The following is a 21,887-nucleotide window of genomic DNA, read 5'->3' as shown; positions in this document are numbered from 1 at the left end:
TCTATCTTGTCCCAAATCTAACTTTTGCAGCCTCTTGCAGATCCGCAATGATTCTAAACGCATCCTTTAGATGCCCACGCTCAAAACTACCAAAGCTGTTTGGATCGATATGGTTGTTTGGCTCTTCGCCATTCTTCAAAGCAGTCAGCTGATGGCTGAATCTAAACGATAAAATAAACTCGTATGCGCCAAGAATGTTCTTATACGAATCTTCAGAAAGTAAGCCTTTCTCATAAGCAATTTGAAAACGCTTATCAGTTGCTGACGTATCACTTTCTACCGCTAAGCCATAAATTCGTGCCAAGTCGATAATTAAGTTAATGGCGTACTTTTTAACGTTCAGCGTCTTTTTGTTTTCACCTGACTTTTCTAGAACAAGGCTATTGAAAATACCTAATGGCGGGCTAGTATTCACCGCATCATTAGTCAACGAAACCAAAAATTCTCTGCTATTACGAATATTTTTATGCATTTCGTCGCGGAGTATTTTTTCAAAGTCATTGTTGCCATAAACAGAACGAATTTCTAAGAATACACTGATGTTAAGTAAACGCTCGTACTCCGGATTTGCCACCCATTTTTTGTAGTAATGCTTCCACATGCTGACCGGTTGTAACCACTTAGGGTTTGCCGCCATATAGTTGCCTGGGCATAGTGGATAGCTACAACTCGCTAATCCATTACACACTTGGCTAGCAAGGTGTTTAAAGTAAATCTTATCGCTATCAGTCGCATCATCTGTCAGTACGATTGCACTGTCTTGATCAGACAGCATATGAACTTCGTTTCTCGCATGAGAGCCCGCAACAATCCACGCAAACTCACACGGCGGCGGCCCCAGTTTATCAATAGAAATCTGGATAATGCGGCGAGTATAAGCATCCATGATCATCGTCATTACTTGCCCGACAACTTCTGGGGCAACCTTACCCTCTACCAAAGCTTCGAAGATAGCTTGTCTTTCTGGAGTAAAGCTCGACAACGACTTGATACTGGTCGCGTATTTAATTTTTTCAATTAAGAAGATGGCTTGAACACGGTGGTTCTGCACAAGGTGAGATGTGGTCAACAAGCCAATCACTTTGTTGTTTTCAACAATTGGCAGGTTGCGAATATTAAATTGCATCATTACTGAAGCGGCGTGCAAGACTAAATCATCGGGTGCGATAGTTAATGGCGAGTACGTCATTACCGATGAGATCGGTTGGTCGATAGATGCACCTAGCGCAATCACGCGCTTGGTCATATCCCTATCAGTAATCAAACCAACAATTTCATCGTTATCATAAATAACAGCACAAGAAGTACGTTTAACAATACGCATCTCGTGAGCCACTTCTTGGATGGTGTTGTTTGCCTGCATGACCGCAACTCGTCCACTAGCAACCTCACTCACCCTTTTAATGAACAAGCCTTTTTCACGGTCAGACCATACTACGTCTAGAGCCGACTTGAGTCGTACTTGCGCTTGAGAGGCAAAGTGCTCTGCACTCTCTGGGGATGATTTGAACAGCTGTTGCAAAGCAGAATGAGGAATTAAATACAGTAGCGTATGCTCAATAGCTACCGCCTTGTAGCCTTTGTCACTATCAATTTCTGAGTCAAGGAAAGTAAAACCAAACAGATCTTCTGCCCCAAGACGCGCACGAAGTACACCATCAGATTTACGTTGTTCCATGGAACCGGTGCGGACGATATACAAGTACTTCTCATCACCCTCAACACAGAGATCAACATCTTCTCCTTTACTTAAATAGGTGATTTTCACCTGAGACGCGAGTTCCCTTAATGCTGGCTTAGGAATCTTGTCAAAAGGGTCAATCTGACTGATAAACTGAATGATATTAGGTAGTAGAGATTGAGGCATAGAGTTTCTCGTAGACTATAGGAAACAGCCAAATGGCCAACTGGTCTTATTATATATCTAAACATACGGGTTAGTAACGAAATTGTAACTATTGTTACTGTGATTTATTTCTACAAATCATTAATTTTTCACATAAAAAAAGCACGCATAAGCGTGCTTCTACAATATTAGTGGAAAATTGATTAATTTTCTTCAGGAAGACGGTGATTTGTCGCCTGCAAATGTTCGGCAGATGCTTGACGTGCTTTGTCACTGTTGCCAGCCATAATTGCGTTGTAAATTTCACGGTGTTCGTTGATGCAAGTACTGCCTTCTTCTGACGAATGAACAATAAAGTTTACAAACATAGTCGTTAAAATATTACCAAACGGCAGATAAAAGTCATTTCCTGTTGAGTTAAAGATCAAGCTATGGAAGCGAGTATCCACGTCTGTCCAACGTTCAATATTCAGCTCAGACTCTGATGCAACTTCTACCATTTCCTGGAAGGTCTCAGAAAGTTCGATGCGCTGTTCAGCTGTTGCGAATTGTGCAGCAAGTGCACACGCTTCAGGCTCAATGGCACGACGTAAACCTAAGAATTGGAAACAGAATTGATCGACGTCGGCTAGACCATCCATCCATTCAATCAATTGAGGATCTAGGAAGTTCCAATAGGCTCTGTTGACAACTTTAGTGCCCACCTTTGGACGTGACTCCAAAAGGCCTTTTGAAGTTAGAAGTTTTACGGCCTCACGAAGTGCCGTACGGCTAATACCGAACTGCTCACACAACGTCATTTCGCCTGGCAGAATTGAGCCCTGGGCCAATTCGCCTGAAAGGATACCGCGAGCAATCTCACGAGCAACCTGTACGTGCAAACTGCGTTTTGAGCCTGCGATTGAATTAAACGAACCTGACATAATTTAACTTTCTTTTTAATAATGTATTATCTAATGCTAAATATATCACTTTGATTTGAATGCGCTACACAGCCGTACTATAAACGTGACATACCCCGTCTAATGGGCGAATCAAAGCAATAACAGAGTACCTACCCTACATCTCTTTTGTTCACTTTCGTCATACAAACCATTAACATCAAGAATAGCCGTGATTGTTCTTCTTGCCTTTTTTCGTGATTAACATCTGAATTTACACTTGCACTTTGACTTATATCTCGTATTTAGTTGATGTTATAAAATGTTATTGTATTATTTTAACTCATGCTAGGTAGAGGCGGTTGTCTTGTGACAATTGTTAAATTTGACCTTTACCCCCAAAGTATTAGTCGGAAATTAGTGAGTACAAACTCTAATAAAAATGATGATTAAACTCTCTAACTACGGCGTTTGGCTTAACAAAATGATGGATACAATCCTCAATTCACGCCAAGCGACTAATACTAAAGCTCACAATACAATTAAAAGGTCCAAAAGCCTTAGCCATAAAAACAATGGCTTTAAGTCCAGTGACAACTGGCTTTAATCAATAACTCAGGTGGTAGAAAAATGTCGCTTTTTGCGTTGGTGGAAAATTCAGACCGCCGAATACATGTTCAGGTTGCAAGACAGATTGCGAGAAAGATTCTGTCTGGTGAACTGAAAGAAAATCAAAAAATTCCGTGTGAAACGGAGCTTTGTGAAGCGTTTGGCGTCAGTCGTACCGCGCTTCGAGAGTCTACTAAGCTTCTATCTGCTAAAGGTCTAATAGAATCGAAACCTAAAGTTGGAACTCGAATCTGCCCTCGTAGTCAGTGGCACTTTTTAGACCCACAATTCCTAGATTGGATTCAAGACTTAGAAGACAATAAGCCGTTCCTAGCTCAGTTCTTAGGCTTACGTAAGGCAATAGAACCAGAAGCATGTGCACTAGCGGCAACTAACGCGACAGCAGAACAGCGTAAAGAGTTATCAAAGTACTTCCAACGCATGACCACTGCGGCGAATGAATTTGACTATGAAAACTGGACTATTAACGATCATCTGTTCCATCAGACCGTATTCTTAGCCACTGGCAACCAGTTTTACGTACCATTCAGCAATATTTTGTCGACGATATTCAAACAGTTTATCGACTACTCAGCTATTGGCGGACGCTTCTGCCTAGAAGAACACAAAGCAATCTACGATGGCATTATGTCTGGAAACGCTAAACAAGCACGAGATGCTTCTCAAAGCTTGCTAAACGATGAAAACCAAACGTTAGCCAAAGCCTCTTAGAACCAATAGTTATAGACTAACGTTTCTATTATTGATTGCATGAGCAGTCAATGGCACCATTGTAGAAGTTAAGTATAATTTAAAACCAGCGAATCAAGTCTCGGCTTGATTCGCTTTTGTTCGTTTATACCAAGGTAATACTGTGCCAGCTCAATCGTATGTAAGAAAAAACATTTCTATCGCTTGGCCATTGGCTTTGAATGCACTTTTAATGCAATCAATGCTCATGATCGATACCTTTTTAGTCTCTCCTCTCGGGGAAGTATCCCTCGCTGCTATGGGTATAGCGAGCACCATCGTGGCCTTTATCATCGGCATTCAAATGGCGTTGGCTAATGGTACTCAGTTGGTATTGAGCCGCGCTGTCGGATCAGGCGTAGAAGCCTCACTCGCGAAAGGGTTCTGGTCAGGAATGATCATTAACTTTTCAGTGGCTGCATTATTTCTTACCTTACTCCAGTTTTTTGATCATCAGCTTATCGAGGCTCTTACCAATGACACCTCGTTATATAAAGAGATAAATGATTATCTCTCGGTTTCCCAATACTTGGTGCTATTCAATGCGATCACTCAAGTAATCATTGCGCTTTTCAATAGCCTAGGTCGAACCAAAATTCCATTTAAAGGCTACCTCATAGAGATGCCGATTAATGCGTTCACTTCTTACTTTCTTATTTACGGCTTTGCGGGATTTGAAGGTATAGGTGTAAAAGGTGCAGCGACAGGTACTCTTATTGCGATAACGATAAGAATGGCTTACCTGTTAATGTGTATGCATTTTTCAAACGAAGTAAATCTTCCCTTTAAGAAACACTTAGATGGCATCAGGCACAGCATCAAAAACCACTTCGTTGAAATATTTCCAGTTGCAGCAAATGTAACCATTCTGTCAATTGGTGCGACCGTGTATCAATTGCTCTATTCACAACTCAATATTAATGCCTACGTAGCGATTACGCTGGTTATGCCTTGGCTTCGTTCGGGTACTCAATTTATTACAGCGTGGGCGCATTCCTCTGCCATATCCATAAGCCAAGCTATTGGCTCCAACAAAATGGATGATCTTGCAAAAAATGTCGATACCAGCATTGATATAGCAGTATGCATCTCCATTCTCTGTGCAGTATTCTTTGGCATTTTAAGCCTGTTTATCGCCAATATCTATCCACATCTAGACCCAGCAACTTACATAGCACTTGCCACCATTGCACCTCTGTATATTTTCTTACCGATAGTTCGAGGCTATAACACAGTTCACGGACATGTATTGCGTGCCCTCGGAAAGACAACAGCGGTCTTTAAGATCAACTTTACCGGTCAATGGGTTATTTCTATCCCACTGTGTGCGTTGATCATTATGGTGTTTGATGGCTCAATTTTCTGGGCATTTGCCATTCAGCCTTTTGAAGAGATAGTAAAAGCACTGCCTTTTAGGCATTTAGCTAGGAAATCCCTTAAAGAGTTTAATGCAGATAAAGCAAAGAAATTAATGTACGACTAAGGTTTTAGTTGAACCTAGGTCCCCGATAAAAAACCTCGGGGACGACGGGCTTTTGACTTCTAGATGCCCGATAAAAACCTCGATGACCACGAGCATTTGACTCCCAGATGCTCGACAGCATCGCCCTGAGAATGACACCGAGAAGTTGCGAGAAAGACTCTAAAATATGCGTCATTCCCGAGTGCTCTTATCGGGAATCTATTTACACATTCCAACCAAAAGAAAGGTCCCCGATAAAAACTTCGGGGACGACGGGCTTTTGACCTCTAGATGCCCGACAGCGTCACCCTGAGAATGACACCGAGAAGTGACGAGAAAGACTCTAAAGTCTGCGTCATTCCCGAGTGCTCTTATCGGGAATCTGTTTCTACGTCATACAACCAAAAGGTTCCCTATCCTACTTCCATGTTGAATCAGTGATTAACTCAGGTGCTTTTCGACTTTTGTATAGGTGACAACCTGCTAGAAATATCAAACACCCGATGATGATAAAGACACTTTTGTCAGCCCACGATTCGAACCAGACACCAATACCTACAATAAAAATACCTAGGATTTGACTCATACGTCCTAGATATTTCCCTTGGCGTCTATCGACTTCGGCTTCCTCTTGGCTGCTGATGGGTGTTGTTAAATTCACTATCATGCTATTAAATTCTGTCGCTCGTTGCCCTTCTCTTTCTTTGTAAAAGAATCGTGTGGCAATAAAGAAACCACCCGTAATTACAATCTGAGCAACCAATGCGGACACTACTGACAGATCCACATACTCGCGATGGGTAAATACTTCAGCATTGAACAATGGCAGTAGCCAGTTCACTTCAAAAATAAAATGCATGAAGGCAGAAACAGATAGACCGACCACTATCGTTGCCCAACCTGACCAGTCCGGCGTTCTCATCACAACGAGTGCGAGTAAGGATGGAATAGACAGTGGCATTTGCAATAGAGCGCCGAATAGCATCATCAAATCAAAGAAACTGTATTCGCGAACTGAAGCAAACAGCAGTGCAGCCCCTACAGACAATAAACCGGAAATGAGCGTGGCTATTTTGCCCATTTTCATCTGCTGACGTTCAGATGCATGTGGGTTAATTACTGATTGATAGACATTGCGAACAAAGACACCCGCATTTCGATTAAGAGCCGTCGTCATAGGAGCAACAGTTGCAGCTATCATTGCCGCTAACACTAGACCTAAGATACCTTTTGGCATGAAGTAGTCTATGTAATAGACATAAGCCGCATTGTTAGCACTGTCACCCAAGTTAGGGTAGATAGATTGTAAATTGACTCCTAAGCCTGCGGTTACCCAAGGGGGGATAAACCACATTACAGGTCCCACTACGAACAAAATACCAGCCACAAGAGCTGCTTTTTTTGCTTCTTTTTCATTGGTGGTCACCAGAAAACGATAGCAAGTTAGGGCATTGTTGGTATTTATGGTCTGTTTACCCATGATAATGAATACCCAGATCGCACAGATCTGCCAGTATTGTATATCCGAACCCATTAAGAAGTCGCCCGGATAATTCTCTACCATTTGAGTCGGACCGCCAGTGCTATACAGTGCAAATCCTCCTACGGTCATGGTAATAGAAACCAGTAGTATTAATTGAATTACATTTGTAGCCGAAACCGTCCACGAACCACCACTTACCGCAACGAAAGTCACTAACGCACCAACAATCATGATTGTGACATACAGATCAATACCAAACACGGCAGCGACAAAGATTGCGAGTCCATTTAGCCAAATTGCCGCTGACAAAATGCCAAGTGGGAAACTAAGCCATGTATAAAACTGCTCTGAAACCTTACCAAAGCGTAACTTGATCACCTCCATAGGAGTATCAACACGCAGTTTTCGATACCGCTCGGCAAAATATAAAGCGGCCACAAAAAAGCCCAGTGCATTACCCCAGAATAGGAATAAAACCGTTAGCCCATCTTCATAGGCTTTCGCAGCAGCTCCGGTAAAAGTCCATGCGGAGAACTGGGTCATAAACGCTGTTGCTCCTGCCATCCACCACATCATTGCTCCCCCACCGCGTATGTAACCCGACGAGGTTTTCGCGAAGCGCTTAAAGACTAGAGCAGCCAAAATAATGAAAACAAAGTAAGCGAGTACGATGACGAGATCTAACAGTTCCATGGGGCTCCTGGATCGATGACTTCCAATAGCTATAAAGAAGACGATTAATATTGAAATGGTGGTCCATATTTTATCATCGCAGTTATATGGTTTTTGTTGCACATAACCGGATTCACAATTTTGTATGCCTCGTTTCAAGCGTAATATGAAACAAAGTGTGTCTGAATATTCTGTTGATACAAAAAAACGGATGTAAGGCTAAGCCCTACATCCGTTTGTTTTGATGTTCTGCCAATCTTTAAGATTGGTTACTCAATATTAGATTTGAGCGAAAGAACCAGTCCAAGTAAACTCACCTACAGTGTGCTCAGATTGTTGAGCATCTTCTGCACGGTTTGAGATACCGAAGTGGTATGTATTGCCAGTAGTCGTTTGAATACGAACAACTGTACCGTCAGCTGTATCAGCAACAACGTTTACAGACTCAACTAGACCACGAGCATTGACAGATTGCTCGAACTCTTCGTTGAAGTAACCGTGAGTTTCAAGAACAGAAGCAAACACATGATCTTTACCAGATTGGCGCATGATCATTGCAGGTTCGCTACGTAGGTTGAAGTCATGGTCGTTCGCACCTAGACGAGCAAAAATTACTTCGCTGTCCGCTGCTTGTGCACTAGTCACAAGAGAGTAGTAACTGTTGTTTGCCAGCCAGCTTACAAGAGAACTACCTTCAACTTTGCCAGAACCTAGGTTCCATAGATGTTGGTAACCATCTGACTCGCCTACAGGCTTAAGTGTGCTTTGGGTTTGGTATTCAAAATCAGTACGGATGATCTGACCTGTGTAGTGTACAGGCAGGTCATACTGATGCTCTTCTTCTGATTGGATACGGTAAACGTCAATCACTAGAGGTTTTTCAAACTCTTCAAGGTCAGCAAGGATGATGCTGCGCTGCATGTCGATGCCTTCGTAGTAGCCAGAAATGCGACCGCTCATGCCCTGTAGTTTATCGTTTTCAATGTTGAAGAAGTGCTTCTCGCCAAACTTAGATTCAGCTAGTGCTGTGTTGAAGTTGTTTTGAGTTTTCTGATCAACAGTCACAGTGTTGTGAGCAACAGTTTGCTTACAGTAAGACTTGTTTTCTGGGATGTAGCGACCACCAAACTTAGGCTCTACGTTTACCCAACGACCGTAACCGTAGTCGTGTAGTACTTCGATACCACGGTTAAATACACTTAGGTGGAGGCCATCGTAGTGACCGTGATCAAGTGCAGAGTGGTATTGGTGATCACTGCCGTGCTGACCAAACCAGATAAGCGCCATAGTATCGTCATCTTGCGCGTCACGGTGACGTAGGATACCTAGACCGCCTTTCTCGCCTTGAGGACCGTCAGTGATGTATAGGCTACCCCAGTTAAATGGCTTGATTTCGTCTGCCGCTTCAACTGCGTTAGATAGAGTCAGACCTGAAGTGTGAACCCATACATTTTGTTGGTGGTTAGCCATCGCTAGAAGTGTTTCTGCTTGTTCATAACGTTGGAAACATACGCTCGTTGCCATCACAACGCCTTCATCATTGATAGAGATCGTCTTAGATGAATCGTTACATGCTGGTAGAGAACCATCTGGGAACGCTGTTTTGAATACTGCGTAAGAGGTTGTCTTAATTACTGAGTCATTGAACTCATAGATACCGATTTCAGGCTGACGACGCTCGATAGATTCTGCGAACAGGTAGATCGGACGTAGAGAGAAACGGTGGTAGTAAGGACCTTCCATGTAGTAGCCATCTGGCGAAAACAGTTGGTCAAGTTGAGCTAGGAAACCGCCGCTTACTTTATCCATTTTTAGGCCGTAAAGCGCTTTATCTACTGATTCTTGATCGTTGATTGCGTAACCACAGATACCTACAGCTGCTACAGCCCAAAGACCATGGTTGTGCACGATGTCGAAGTCATGACCGTAAGTCACAACAAACAGGTCGATCATTTGCTTGAAAAGGTCATTTTCAATCAGTGCTTTTTGCTCGTCAGAAAGCGTGTGGAAAATGCAAGAGTATGCACAAGAAGCGTAAAGCATCCACATGTTTTCGTTAAGTGTTTGGTGGAAGATCTTACCTGGAGGGTTAGTATCTTTACTTACATTGCTTTCAAGCGTTGGGTAAACCTTCGCGTATGCAGTCAGCATATCTGCAATGTAATCACGGTACTTTTCTTCTTCAGTGATCAGGAACAAACGACCCGCTAGATCCATGTGGATATAGTTTTGCTTGTGACGGTTGTGCTCGTAACCACCACCTTCACCGTGCCCTGGTACTTCGATACCTACTTCAGCCATGTACGCGTCAGTTTGTTTGATATCGCGCGTTAGTGCTTTACCTAATAGGCTATCCTTGCCAAGTTCTTTACGGAGTTCAGCTGCTTCTTCAAAGTTAAGCAGCAATGGTTGGTAGCTCATTAAATCGTCTCCTGAGATTGTGTTTTAACTTCCACTGAATAGTGTCCTGTCCAGTTGAAGGTCTTATCATTAATTATAATTTGATTAACTGTGCTTTCGGTTACGTCCGCTTGATTAGAAACAAGCATAGTCACGATAGAATCTTGTGTGGTGATTTCGATAGCAGATCCTGTCTCGTTATGAGCAAGCACGCGAATATCTTGTACTCGACCACGAGCATTCACTGATTGTTCAAACTCTTCGTTGAAGTAACCGTGAGTTTCAACAACAGAAGCAAATAGAGTGGATTCGCCACGACTACGCAGAATGAATGAAGGCTCGCTGCGTAAGTTGAAGCTAGGATCATTAGCACCTGAGCGCGTGAAGATCACTTCGCCATTAGCGTTAGAGCTCGTACCAAGCCAAGTGTGGTAGCTATTATCTTGTAACCAGCTAACCAATGCCGTTTCTTTAGCTTCACCCGCAGCGACTTTCCATAGATGTTGGTAGCCATGATCTGTGCCTAGCGTTTCCAATTCTTTGTATGCTTCATACTCAAAGTTGGTACGAATAATCTGGCCATCGTACTGATGAGAGTAATCATACTGATGCTCACCCTCTCCCACTACGCGATACAAATCAATAAGAAGTGGCGCTTCCAATTCATCTAAATTAAGTAGAAATACGCTACGTTGCTGGCCAAAGCCATCATGATGGTCATTAGCGAACGCACTCATACCCTTGAGGTTATCGTCATTCACTTGGAAAAAGTGCGGTAAGCCATGAACGGAATCGGCACGATCTACATCAAAGTAGTTCTGACAAGTCTCATCAACGGTAACACTATTATGTGCGATAGTTTGACGGGCGTATGACGGGTTTTCTGGAAGGTAACGACCGCCAAATTTAGGCTCAACGTTAATCCAACGAGCAAAACCGTATTCGCGAAGCACTTCATGCCCACGATTAAATAGAGTAATACCTAGTGTGTCGAAGTGGCCGTGGCCCATACCGTGTTGACCATAGTTCATCACTAGTTGAGTCACGTCGCCATTTTTGTCCTGCATACGAACAAAGCCTTGTGCGCCTTTGTCGCCATCAGGGCCTTCATTTAATTCTACACTTGGCCAAAATGGCATGCCGATAGTGCGTTCAGCAGAGGCTTCTTCATAAGCACGAGATACTTTAAGACCACAAGGATGCATCCAAACACCATCTTGAATCTTAGCCATACCCAAAATGTTGTCATCAAGAGAGTAATGCGCACCATAAATGCTTACTGCAACCTGCACACCCATATCCGCAATGCTCATGCTTTGAGAAGCATCATTCATCGCTGGGAAAACCCCGTTTGGATACGCTGATGCCAATAAAGCTTGTACTGTGTTACCCACAACGCCATTTTTGTAGTTGTATATATCTACTTCTGGCATGTGGCGATGAATAACCTCAGCCAGCAGAACCAATGGACGAATCGTAAAGCGGGAATAGTAAGGACCTTCTAAGTAGTAGCCAGAAGGAGCAAATAGATTCGACACTTGATCTAGGAAACCACTTGATGCTTCAGGGTCTCTACCGTAAACCGCCATTTCTAGATATTCTGGCTTACCAATCGCTACCGCACACGCGCCAACAGCGGCAACAGCCCAAACACCGTGGTTGTGGATGTGGTCAAAGCGATGCGAGTATTTTTCAATACTCATCTCAATCATAGGGACAAAGATGCGATCGATAATGCGCTGACGCTGCGCCTCTGTCATGGTTGATGCAACGCAAGAGTACGCGATGCTGGTGAATAGCAACCAACCATGCTCATTTAAGATCTGATGGAAAATACGACCCGTTGGGTTCGTGTTTTTCTGAACCTGAAACCCTAACTCTAGATATTTATCCGCATACTCTTCAAGTAATGCAGTAACAAAGTCGGCGTATTTCTGCTCTTCAGTGATGAGGAAAAGACGACCAGCAATGTTCATGTAGGTATAGTTATCTTTGTGACGGTTGTGCTCATAGCTCCCGCCATCACCGTGACCCGGCACCTCGAGTGGTAAGCTCATAAAACGCTCAACTTGTGCAACGTTCTTAGCGATGGTTTTGCCCATCAGGGTATCACGGCCAACTTCCTTGCGAAGTTCATTGATCTCTTCGGCAGTCAGCAATATAGGTTGTGTCGTCATGTTGTAGTTCTTCCTCTACTAACGAGAATTATTGTAAACCCACATAAAGTAATACAATATTAACTTTAATCCTATGTGGCGGTCAAAAAAGAATGAATGCTGTCACATAAACAATTTCAAAAAATAACGGTTTGTTACCTATACTTCCATATCTCTCTTTTAGCTGCATATTGTAGGTAAACAAACTTATTTACAGTTGACCTATGTCACACAACTATAAACTTATTGTATGACAATTAAAAATAATCCATTATTATACGCATAGTTAAAGTTAATTTTTTAGTTTGTAAGAACTCAAAACCATTAAGGAACCTCATCATGAATCCATTTTTCATTTCAAAAGAACAGGCTTGGGAAGATCTAGGCGATGGCCTTAGCCGTCAGATCGTTGGTTACACTGACGAACTAATGGGCGTTCGTGTACGTTTTGAAAAAGGCGCAATCGGCCACCCACACGCGCACGAAATTCATGACCAAATCGGTTACGTAATTTGCGGTAGCTTTGAAGCAGAAATCGAAGGCGAGAAGAAAATCCTTGTTGCTGGCGATGCTTACATTGCTCCTAAGCACTTTGTACACGGTGCTGTAGCTCTAGAAGAAGGCAGTGAACTTCTAGACCTGTTCTCTCCAGCACGTGAAGATTTCCTTAAGTAATCTTTAAAGCACATTTAAGCTTAGGTAAGCACATGAAATCATTAAACATTGCGATCATCGGCGAGTGCATGGTAGAACTTCAGCAGAAAGGTGAACTTCTAAAGCAAGCATTCGGTGGTGATACACTGAACACAGCTCTGTATCTGTCTCGTTTGACTCACAAGCACGGTATCAAAACTAGTTATGTAACAGCATTGGGCCAAGACCCATTCAGTGCTCACATGCTAGAAAGCTGGGAGTCTGAGAACATCGATACAAGCCTAATTGCACGTCTTTCAGACAAGCAACCAGGTCTTTACTACATCGAAACTGATGACACTGGTGAGCGTAGCTTCCACTACTGGCGTAACGACGCTGCAGCGAAGTTCATGTTTGACCAAGCTGAGTCAGCTTCTCTTGTTGACACGCTAAGTGGCTACGATGCTGTTTACCTAAGTGGTATCACACTAGCTATCTTGACTGAAAACGGTCGTAACGAGCTATTCAAGTTCCTTGAGAACTTCGAAGGTAAAGTATTCTTCGACAATAACTACCGTCCAAAACTATGGGCTAGCCAAGAAGAAGCTCAGAAATGGTACCTGAAGATGTTAAGCTTCACGGATACTGCTCTTCTGACTTTCGACGATGAGCAAGACCTATTCGGTGACGAGAACGTTGAGCAGTGCATCGAACGCACAACTAACGCTGGCGTTAAAGAACTTGTTATCAAGCGTGGCGGTAAAGAGTGTCTAGTAGTTGAAGGCGAAAGCGCAAACTACGTTTCAGCTAACCAAATCGACAACATCGTTGATACGACTGCAGCTGGCGACTCTTTCAGTGCAGGTTTCCTAGCGAAACGTCTATGTGGCGGCACAGCTGTTGAATCAGCGGCTAGCGGTCACGCTGTTGCAGGTACAGTAATTCAGTACGCGGGTGCTATCATCCCAGCTGAAGCAATGCCTGAGCTGTCTCTATAAATTGTCCTGCTCACGCAGACTCACACATTATTTCGATGAGAAAAAACATGACAACTTTGAACGAAAAACTAGCAAGCCTTAAAGTGATTCCTGTAATTGCTATCAACCGCGTTGAAGATGCAATTCCACTAGGCCGCGCACTTGTTGAAAACGGCATGCCTTGTGCTGAAATCACTCTACGTACTGAGTGTGCAGTTGAAGCTATCCGCGTTATGCGTAAAGAATTCCCAGAAATGCTAATCGGTTCTGGCACTGTTCTTACTAACGAGCAAGTTGATGCATCTATCGATGCTGGCGTTGACTTCATCGTAAGCCCTGGTTTCAACCCACGTACAGTTCAGTACTGCCTAGACAAAGGCGTAGCTATCGTACCTGGCGTTAACAGCCCTAGCCTAGTAGAACAAGCAATGGAAATGGGTCTTCGTACTCTTAAATTCTTCCCAGCTGAGCCATCAGGTGGCGTTCAAATGGTTAAAGCACTAACTGCAGTTTACCCAATTAAGATCATGCCTACTGGCGGCGTTAGTCTTAAGAACGTTGACGAGTACCTAAACATCCCTGCAGTTCTTGCATGTGGCGGTACTTGGATGGTTCCAACTAAACTAATGGACGAAGGCAAGTGGGACGAACTAGGTGAACTAGTTCGTGACGCAGTAGCTCACGTTAGCTAATATTGCTTTGCAATTATTTTGAAAAAGCGAGCCTAGGCTCGCTTTTTTTATGTCTGGAGAAAAGTGGTGTAACGCCAATCAGAGCATCAATCTAACTCCACACCGTCATACTGGAAGCTATGTAATAGCTATCCAGTATCTTGGAGACTTCGGTACTTTATCATTCGCGACATAGAACCAACTACGTGCTCGCTAAGATCCTGAGTCAAGCTCAGGATGACGTATTGATGAGTGCCGCAGTTTAAGTCGATACTAATGAACTATCGCAGACAAAATCTAACTAGTAGGCCACAAAAATCACAGGGCTGAATGCACTTACCTACACCCAAACACAACGTCATACTGGAAGCTATGCAATGGCTATCCAGTATCTTGAATGGTTCGAAGCTTCGTCGTTAGTGACATAGAACCAACTACGTGCACTCTAAGATCCTGAGTCGAGCTCAGGATGACGTATTGATGAGTGTTACAGCTTAAGTCGATACTAATGAACTATCACAGACAAAATCTAACTAGTAGGCCACAAAAGTCACTGGGCTGGATGGACTTACCTACATCAAAATACATCGTCATACTGGAAGCTATGCAATAGCTATCCAGTATCTTGAATGGTTCGAAGCTTCGTCGTTAGTGACATAGAACCAACTACGTGCACTCTAAGATCCTGAGTCGAGCTCAGGATGACGTATTGATGAGTGTTACAGCTTAAGTCGATACTAATGAACTATCACAGACAAAATCTAACTAGTAGGCCACAAAAGTCACTGGGCTGGATGGACTTACCTACACCAAAATACATCGTCATACTGGAAGCTATGCAATAGCTATCCAGTATCTTGGGTACTTCGAAACTTCATCGTTAGTGAATTAGAACCAACTACGTGCACTCTAAGATCCTGAGTCGAGCTCAGGATGACGTATTGATGAGTGTTGCAGTTTAAGTCGATATTAATGACTTAACGCAGAAAGTAACCATCTAGCACAGATGAAACAATCACCTAACGCCGCACAGCGTCATACCGGAAGCTATGCAGTAGCTATCTAGTATCTGGCTAATTCAGAGGTTCTTCATCAGTTAAATAGATTCAGCCCTGTGCTCACTATAAGCATAAATCGAACTTAAGATGACAGGTAACTATAATCGATACGTTAAGCAGAAGTTAAAACTTAACTGAGCACGTGATGACTGCTCATATTTCCTTCGATTAGATAAATAACAAGCTTTACTAGAACACCGTTCCCCTACCAAATTCGTTAGCAAGCAATCTTTAGAGCAAACTCACAAAATTAGTCTAACCTATTAACTACTAAACTAATTTTGGTACTTATAAAATTGAGTTTAACAAGCCGGATTAGGTGTTACATTTTGTAATACTAAAGTACTTTCGTATTTGGCATATAAGTAACCAATAATGGGATTACAAACACTCAAAAGCAGTCTATCTATTTGTTTTAAAAGAATAAAATGGCCAATATACACCCCGGAACAAAAACGTGCTCTAGATCACATTAGGTGCATATTGTAGTACAAATAAATCGTGATTAAGGCTAGTATTATTCGCAGTTAATCTAAAGACCTTTAAGGCTGAAAAAAATGACTATTGATACTTTTGTTGTTCTCGCCTACTTCTTCTTCTTAATGGCCATTGGCTGGATGTTTAGAAAGTTCACAACATCTACCAGTGACTACTTCAGGGGTGGCGGTAAAATGTTATGGTGGATGGTTGGTGCAACCGCCTTCATGACACAGTTTTCAGCATGGACGTTTACGGGAGCCGCAGGACGCGCGTTCAGCGACGGTTTCGTCGTTGTTATCCTATTCCTAGCCAATGCATTTGGTTACTTCTTGAACTACATCTATTTTGCTCCGAAGTTCCGTCAACTTCGTGTAGTAACCGCTATCGAAGCAATTCGTCAGCGTTTCGGCAAAACTTCTGAGCAGTTCTTCACTTGGGCAGGTATGCCTGACAGCTTGATTTCTGCTGGTGTATGGTTAAACGGTCTTGCTATCTTCGTAGCCGCTGTATTTAACATCCCTATGGAAGCAACCATCGTAGTTACCGGTTTAGTTCTCATGTTGATGGCTGTTACTGGTGGTTCTTGGGCAGTTGTTGCATCTGACTTCATGCAGATGCTAGTAATCATGGCTGTTACAATTACTTGTGCAATCGCTGCATACTTTGCAGGTGGTGGTCTAGGAAACATCGTAGACAACTTCCAAGGCGACTTTATGCTGGGCAACAACCTTAACTACGTGAGCATCTTCATCCTTTGGGTTGTGTTCATCTTTGTTAAGCAGTTCGGTGTAATGAACAACAGTATCAACGCATACCGTTACCTATGTGCTAAAGACAGTGACAACGCACGTAAAGCTGCAGGCCTAGCTTGTATCCTTATGATTGTTGGTCCACTAATCTGGTTCCTACCACCTTGGTACATGGCAGCTTTCCAACCTGACTTTGCGGCACAATACGCAAGCATGGGTAGCAAAGCAGGTGACGCAGCATACCTAGCATTCGTACAAAACGTAATGCCTGCTGGTATGGTTGGTCTACTAATGTCGGCTATGTTCGCGGCGACTATGTCTTCAATGGACTCTGGTCTTAACCGTAACGCTGGTATCTTCGTAATGAACTTCTACAGCCCTATCGTGCGCCCTCACGCGTCTCAGAAAGAGCTAGTAGCAGTAAGTAAAGTGACAACAATTGTAATGGGCCTGATCATCATCGGTATCGGTCTATTCATCAACTCACTGAAGCACCTAAGCTTATTCGACATCGTACTTAACATCGGTGCATTGATTGGCTTCCCAATGCTTATCCCTATCCTACTAGGTATGTGGATTCGCAAGACTCCAGACTGGGCAGGTTGGGCTACGCTAATCGTTGGTGGTATTGTTTCTTACATCTTCGGTATTGCACTAACAGCAGACGACGTACAAAACGTATTTGGTCTAGAGCATGCTCTAACTGCACGTGAGTGGGCTGACCTGAAAGTGGGTCTAAGCTTGGCAGCACACGTAGTGTTCACCGGTGGTTTCTTCATCGCGTCTACTCTACTGTACAAAGGCCTAACGCCAGAGCGTGAAGCTGAAGTTGAGCAACTATTCGTTAACTGGAACACTCCTGTGATTTCAGAAGGCGAAGAGCAGCAAAACCTAGATACTAAACAACGTTCTATGCTTGGTAAGCTAATCAGCACAGCCGGTTTCGGTATCCTGATTATGGCTCTTATCCCGAACGAGCCAACTGGACGACTATTGTTCCTACTATGTGGTTCAATCGTACTAAGTGTTGGTATCCTACTTGTTAACGCATCTAAAACTGGTGCAGTTAAACAAGCCGCTTAATTCCCCCAATAATTAAGCTCTAAACGAAGCCCTGGCTATTTAGCTGGGGCTTTTTGTATTCCCAACCATTTAGCACAGTAGTGATTTCAATCACGGTCAATGCTAATGACCTAACTTCGAGTTCTCAACTGCACCAAGTTACCTATTCGCCCTGCACCAATATGACGCACCATATATGTGCACAATGAGCCAGTAACGCACTAAAATCATGCAAATCTTCACGGGCAGCATAAGATTAAATGCTAACTCTCCTAAAAGTTCTTCCCTATTTTCTTTAACCAAAATCTTTGAGAGCTCCATAAATACGGGCTTTACATCGTTTTCGTATTTAGTTTGATCTTTCTACACCTTATTGCACCAAAGTTGGAATGGTTCTTGCAAATAAGTATGTAGAAACTTAAAACACCTTTGGAACTATTTTATGGACAACATTAGTCAAGCAATCGATGCCGTAGCACAAAGCGCAGACACTTTATTTATTCTTTTAGGCGCTATCATGGTATTGGCCATGCACGCAGGTTTTGCTTTTTTGGAAGTTGGTACGGTTCGCCATAAGAATCAAGTAAATGCTTTAGTTAAGATCATGGCCGATTTCGCTCTTGCAGCGGTAGCGTATTTTGCTATCGGCTATCAAATAGCATACGGTCAACACTTCTTTGTGAGTGTTGAAACACTGACAGAAAACAATGGTTATGAACTGGTTAAGTTCTTCTTCCTGCTTACCTTCGCAGCGGCAATTCCTGCGATTGTGTCTGGAGGTATCGCCGAGCGTGCTAAGTTTCGCCCATTCTTGATTTCTTCTGCATTAATTGTGGCTTTTGTGTACCCATTTTTCGAAGGCGTAATATGGAACGGCAACTTCGGTTTTCAAGATTGGCTGAACAACCAATTTGGTGCAGAGTTCCACGACTTTGCAGGCTCTGTTGTGGTGCATGGTATGGGCGGATGGCTAGCGTTGGTGGCTATCTATTTACTCGGTACGCGCCAAGGCAGAAAACCAGGTATCGCTTTCGCTCCTTCTAACATTCCTTTCCTTGCACTAGGTGCTTGGGTACTCACTGTTGGTTGGTTTGGCTTCAATGTGATGTCGGCGCAAACATTGGATGGCATTAACGGTCTGGTAGCAGTAAACAGCTTGGCGGCGATGGTAGGTGGTACGTTAGTTGCTCTAGTTGTTGGTAAAAATGATCCAGGCTTTATTCACAACGGTCCTTTAGCAGGCTTAGTGGCTGTATGTGCGGGTTCAGATTTGATGCACCCTGTAGGCGCGTTCATTGTTGGTGGTGTAGCTGGTGCCCTATTCGTTTGGGTATTCACTCGCCTGCAACGCAGTACGAAGATCGACGACGTACTAGGTGTTTGGCCTCTACACGGTTTATGTGGTGTTTGGGGTGCTATTGCTGCAGGTATCTTTGGTTTACCAGCACTAGGTGGCCTTGGTGGCGTTAGCTTTATGTCTCAGGTAGTAGGTACTTTAGCCGGTGTTATCGTTGCAGTTGTTGGCGGTATTATCGTGTACGGGCTAGTCCATAAAATTTCTGGTCTTCGCCTAAGCCAAGAAGATGAATTTATCGGTGCTGATCTTGCGATTCACAAAATTGGTTCTACCAATTCTGATAAATAACACGATACTTTAGTACTCGTACAATCTACAACCATCGTCCCCGAGGTTTATCGGGGGCTTATTTCAATCAGATACCCGATAGAAACACTCGGGTATGACGTGTCTCCTTGACCCCATACGATGAATAATCGTCGTCCCCGAGGTTGTTATCGGGGACCTATTTAATGATCAGATACCTGATAAAAGCACTCGGGTATGACGAATACCCTAGAGCCCGAACGATGCATTACAGTCGCCCCCGAGGTTGTTATCGGGGACCTATTTAATGACCAGATACCTGATAAAAGCACTCGGGTATGACGAATACCCTAGAGCCCGAACGATGCATTACAGTCGCCCCCGAGGTTGTTATCGGGGACCTATTTAATGATCAGATACCCGATAAAAACACTCGGCTATTATGTATCCCCTAGAACCTGCACCATGAACAACCGTCGTCCCCGAGGTTGTTATCGGGGACCTATTTAATGATCAGATACCCGATAAAAACACTCGGGTATGACGAATGCCCTAGACCCCGCACAATGAATAACCGTCGTCCCCGAGGTTGTTATCGGGGACCTATTTAATGACCAGACACCCGATAAAAGAACTCGGGTATGACGTATCCCCTTGACCCCGAACGATCAATAACCGTCGTCCCCGAGGTTGTTATCGGGGACCTATTTAATGATCAGATACCCGATAAAAACACTCGAATATAACGTACCCCCTAAAGCCTGCACCATGAACAACCGTCGTCCCCGAGGTTGTTGTCTGGGACCTATTTAATGGTCAGATACCCGATAGAAGCACTCGGGTATGACAAATGCCCTAGACTCCGCACGATGAATAACCGTCGTCCCCGAGGTTGTTATCGGGGACCTATTTTCAATCAGAGACCCTATAATAGCTCTCGGGTGTGACGAATGCTCTAATGAACAAAGACTGACGAAATATATTTGTCTATTGAGGCAGATCCGTGACCCAAAGTTCACGGGTGATTACTTTGTCATACCCATATTGATATATCGCTTTCATATAGCTCAGGTCGAACATATCTTTGGACTGTTTGGCATAGGAGAAATCTTGATCGATATAGGTAAGCTGCATCTGCACACCTTCAGTCTCACTTAGATACTTCATTCTGTAGATATCACCGCGGGTCTGCATCATAGTTAGACCTGACAGGCTCTTGGTCAATAGAGCTACCCCTTTATCATTCACTTGTTTGTAAGGTAACTTAAGCTGACCATTTCGAATGACATCCAATTGAGGCATTGTTTCCAAGTCTAGAGCCTCAGACACCAACTGATAATCAAAATTAGATGGGTTGTAGAATACTTGTGCCGCTAGACCACCATCAACATGCATTTCTTCTAGTACCGCACCATTATCATTCACTTCAAAGAACTGGGGAGGAAATACACCGGGTATCGAAGCACTGCTCGCTAAGACTTTATGTACTAACTCTATCCTATTAGGTAAATCGCTATTGGCAATAGCCCCTAAATTCCAAATCATTAACTCACCTGAATCGAAATGTGTAGAACCGATAAATAAGCGCTTACCCTGTCTATGCTGCATGGCAATCTTATCAATCATTTCTTCAGGATAAGCCTCACTAATAAATTCAATAAAGTTATTACCATTGGTAAATGCATCCTTGAATATTGTATTTAAGAAGTTCTTTTTCCCTAATACTTGTTTATCGTTAATACCTAAAATAACGTCGTCGAGCCTTGTTAACTCATCGCCACCAGCAAATACGAAAGGTGCAATTAAAGCACCTGCACTGATGCCTGTAATGATCGAATAATCTTTAAGTTGTCCTTTATCATGCAAGCCCATAAGAACGCCAGCGCCAAAGGCTCCATTCGCTCCACCACCTGACAACGCTAAGATATTTAAAGTATCGCCTTGGACAGTAACCGGAGTGCTTTGTGTATTACTGTCGTAAAGAAACTCCGGCTTCTCAGAAGCCCAGAATCGTAAGGGCTCATCGACCTTTGTATTGGTCTCCAGCGTAACATCCTTATAGTTTTGTTTAGTAACACGCTTATCCAAAGTGTGTGGAGTGCTACAAGCAGTCACAGAGACAGAAAGTAGAACAACAGAGAAGAAATTTAATTTGCGCGTCATGGCAAGCCTCTAAAGGTTGTCGTTATAAATGCCACCAGCAGATTAATTGCAGTGGCTTAATTGACGCGAATAATAAATGAACATAGTAAGTCTTAATAATCGTCAGTGTAGGACTTAACCCTACAATTAAATCTCCAATTTCAACATTCTAGAGATGCCTCAGTACACTTTTAAAAAATAACAAACAACTACGAAACGCCTTCTATTTTTTCCTTCTTTATTACCGTTTGTC

At 43.2% G+C, this 21,887-nt stretch carries 13 protein-coding genes; 7 read left to right on the top strand and 6 right to left on the bottom strand.

Annotated features, from left to right (window positions below):
* Position 1 precedes the first annotated feature (1 nt).
* Both OCU48_RS14860 and OCU48_RS14855 read right to left on the bottom strand, forming a co-directional pair.
* Positions 2 to 1,867, bottom strand: a complete 1,866-nt coding sequence (locus OCU48_RS14860) for a DUF294 nucleotidyltransferase-like domain-containing protein (protein ID WP_141344591.1) — start codon at positions 1,865 to 1,867, stop codon at positions 2 to 4.
* Positions 1,868 to 2,049: 182 nt separating this feature from the next.
* Complete coding sequence (locus tag OCU48_RS14855) at positions 2,050 to 2,769, bottom strand: FadR/GntR family transcriptional regulator (protein WP_141344590.1); 720 nt, start codon at positions 2,767 to 2,769, stop codon at positions 2,050 to 2,052.
* 588 nt (positions 2,770 to 3,357) lie between these two features.
* Here OCU48_RS14855 and OCU48_RS14850 point away from each other — a divergent pair.
* Together OCU48_RS14850 and OCU48_RS14845 are read left to right on the top strand one after the other, a co-directional pair.
* On the top strand, positions 3,358 to 4,068 hold the full coding sequence (locus tag OCU48_RS14850; RefSeq protein WP_141344589.1) for a FadR/GntR family transcriptional regulator: 711 nt from the start codon (positions 3,358 to 3,360) through the stop codon (positions 4,066 to 4,068).
* A gap of 211 nt (positions 4,069 to 4,279) precedes the next feature.
* Entirely contained in the window at positions 4,280 to 5,569 is a 1,290-nt protein-coding gene (locus tag OCU48_RS14845) for an MATE family efflux transporter (RefSeq protein ID WP_244312249.1), read from the top strand.
* 397 nt (positions 5,570 to 5,966) lie between these two features.
* Here the strand turns inward: OCU48_RS14845 and OCU48_RS14840 are convergent, their stop codons facing one another.
* The 3 genes from OCU48_RS14840 to OCU48_RS14830 form a co-directional block, all read right to left on the bottom strand.
* A complete protein-coding gene (locus OCU48_RS14840) occupies positions 5,967 to 7,724 on the bottom strand; it encodes a sodium:solute symporter family transporter (protein ID WP_141344587.1) in 1,758 nt (585 codons plus the stop codon).
* A 258-nt stretch (positions 7,725 to 7,982) separates the two neighbouring features.
* Positions 7,983 to 10,124 (bottom strand): heparinase II/III domain-containing protein, encoded by a 2,142-nt coding sequence (locus OCU48_RS14835; RefSeq protein WP_141344586.1) that lies wholly within the window; start codon positions 10,122 to 10,124, stop codon positions 7,983 to 7,985.
* On the bottom strand, positions 10,124 to 12,280 hold the full coding sequence (locus OCU48_RS14830; protein ID WP_141344585.1) for a heparinase II/III domain-containing protein: 2,157 nt from the start codon (positions 12,278 to 12,280) through the stop codon (positions 10,124 to 10,126). Before OCU48_RS14830 ends, OCU48_RS14835 begins: the two co-directional genes overlap by 1 nt.
* 318 nt (positions 12,281 to 12,598) lie before the next feature.
* Here OCU48_RS14830 and OCU48_RS14825 point away from each other — a divergent pair, with 318 nt between their 5' ends.
* The 5 genes from OCU48_RS14825 (at position 12,599) to OCU48_RS14805 (ending at position 19,534) form a co-directional block, all read left to right on the top strand.
* Entirely contained in the window at positions 12,599 to 12,934 is a 336-nt protein-coding gene (locus OCU48_RS14825; RefSeq protein ID WP_141344584.1) for a cupin domain-containing protein, read from the top strand.
* Between the two features lie 32 nt (positions 12,935 to 12,966).
* On the top strand, positions 12,967 to 13,890 hold the full coding sequence (kdgK, locus tag OCU48_RS14820; RefSeq protein WP_141344583.1) for a 2-dehydro-3-deoxygluconokinase: 924 nt from the start codon (positions 12,967 to 12,969) through the stop codon (positions 13,888 to 13,890).
* Between the two features lie 47 nt (positions 13,891 to 13,937).
* On the top strand, positions 13,938 to 14,561 hold the full coding sequence (locus tag OCU48_RS14815) for a bifunctional 4-hydroxy-2-oxoglutarate aldolase/2-dehydro-3-deoxy-phosphogluconate aldolase (protein WP_141344582.1): 624 nt from the start codon (positions 13,938 to 13,940) through the stop codon (positions 14,559 to 14,561).
* Between the two features lie 1,594 nt (positions 14,562 to 16,155).
* Positions 16,156 to 17,910 carry a sodium:solute symporter family transporter gene (locus OCU48_RS14810; protein WP_141345934.1) on the top strand — a complete coding sequence of 585 codons (1,755 nt, stop codon included), beginning with the start codon at positions 16,156 to 16,158 and terminating at the stop codon, positions 17,908 to 17,910.
* A 421-nt stretch (positions 17,911 to 18,331) separates the two neighbouring features.
* Complete coding sequence (locus OCU48_RS14805) at positions 18,332 to 19,534, top strand: ammonium transporter (RefSeq protein ID WP_141345932.1); 1,203 nt, start codon at positions 18,332 to 18,334, stop codon at positions 19,532 to 19,534.
* A gap of 945 nt (positions 19,535 to 20,479) precedes the next feature.
* On the opposite strand, the gene OCU48_RS14800 is transcribed toward OCU48_RS14805, so the two are convergent.
* Positions 20,480 to 21,655, bottom strand: a complete 1,176-nt coding sequence (locus OCU48_RS14800) for a patatin-like phospholipase family protein (RefSeq protein ID WP_141345930.1) — start codon at positions 21,653 to 21,655, stop codon at positions 20,480 to 20,482.
* Positions 21,656 to 21,887 lie beyond the last annotated feature (232 nt).

The organism is Vibrio inusitatus (assembly GCA_024346935.1).
Lineage (GTDB): Bacteria > Pseudomonadota > Gammaproteobacteria > Enterobacterales > Vibrionaceae > Vibrio > Vibrio inusitatus.
Note: the sequence above shows the minus strand (reverse complement) of the source record. Positions and strands in the feature narration are given on the sequence as shown.

What these genes read in the sequence shown, in the direction of transcription:
- OCU48_RS14860 (WP_141344591.1), bottom strand. Translation starts at nt 1,867, where the DNA reads ATGCCTCAATCTCTACTACCTAATATCATTCAGTTTATCAGTCAGATT.
- OCU48_RS14855 (WP_141344590.1), bottom strand. Translation starts at nt 2,769, where the DNA reads ATGTCAGGTTCGTTTAATTCAATCGCAGGCTCAAAACGCAGTTTGCAC.
- OCU48_RS14850 (WP_141344589.1), top strand. Translation starts at nt 3,358, where the DNA reads ATGTCGCTTTTTGCGTTGGTGGAAAATTCAGACCGCCGAATACATGTT.
- OCU48_RS14845 (WP_244312249.1), top strand. Translation starts at nt 4,280, where the DNA reads ATGCAATCAATGCTCATGATCGATACCTTTTTAGTCTCTCCTCTCGGG.
- OCU48_RS14840 (WP_141344587.1), bottom strand. Translation starts at nt 7,724, where the DNA reads ATGGAACTGTTAGATCTCGTCATCGTACTCGCTTACTTTGTTTTCATT.
- OCU48_RS14835 (WP_141344586.1), bottom strand. Translation starts at nt 10,124, where the DNA reads ATGAGCTACCAACCATTGCTGCTTAACTTTGAAGAAGCAGCTGAACTC.
- OCU48_RS14830 (WP_141344585.1), bottom strand. Translation starts at nt 12,280, where the DNA reads ATGACGACACAACCTATATTGCTGACTGCCGAAGAGATCAATGAACTT.
- OCU48_RS14825 (WP_141344584.1), top strand. Translation starts at nt 12,599, where the DNA reads ATGAATCCATTTTTCATTTCAAAAGAACAGGCTTGGGAAGATCTAGGC.
- kdgK (WP_141344583.1), top strand. Translation starts at nt 12,967, where the DNA reads ATGAAATCATTAAACATTGCGATCATCGGCGAGTGCATGGTAGAACTT.
- OCU48_RS14815 (WP_141344582.1), top strand. Translation starts at nt 13,938, where the DNA reads ATGACAACTTTGAACGAAAAACTAGCAAGCCTTAAAGTGATTCCTGTA.
- OCU48_RS14810 (WP_141345934.1), top strand. Translation starts at nt 16,156, where the DNA reads ATGACTATTGATACTTTTGTTGTTCTCGCCTACTTCTTCTTCTTAATG.
- OCU48_RS14805 (WP_141345932.1), top strand. Translation starts at nt 18,332, where the DNA reads ATGGACAACATTAGTCAAGCAATCGATGCCGTAGCACAAAGCGCAGAC.
- OCU48_RS14800 (WP_141345930.1), bottom strand. Translation starts at nt 21,655, where the DNA reads ATGACGCGCAAATTAAATTTCTTCTCTGTTGTTCTACTTTCTGTCTCT.